1 pseudogene is annotated in these 294 nt (G+C 64.6%); it reads right to left on the reverse strand.

The window, feature by feature from the left end:
• Positions 1 to 294, reverse strand: a pseudogene (locus B1205_RS32530) (type I glutamate--ammonia ligase); the annotation flags it as partial.

Consider the following 294-nt stretch of genomic DNA (forward strand, 5'->3'; position numbering starts at 1 on the left):
AGAGCGGCTTGGGCATGAACGTGGCCGTCTTGCCGTTCGCCCACGCCTCGTTCTTGATCAGGTACTTGAAGAGCTGGAGTTCGTCGGCGGCGTGCAGCAGCGTCGAGAACTTGTAGTTGATCTCTGATTGCCCACCGGTGCCGACCTCGTGGTGCGAGCGCTCGACCGTGAAGCCGGCGTCGACCATGCGACGGACCATCCGGTCCCGCAGGTCGGCGTAGTGGTCCACGGGCGGGACGGGGAAGTAGCCGCCCTTGTAGGCGGTCTTGTAGCCGCGGTTGCCGCCTTCTTCGA

Source organism: Micromonospora sp. NBS 11-29 (assembly GCF_002140155.1).
In the GTDB taxonomy this organism is placed as follows: Bacteria; Actinomycetota; Actinomycetes; order Mycobacteriales; family Micromonosporaceae; genus Micromonospora.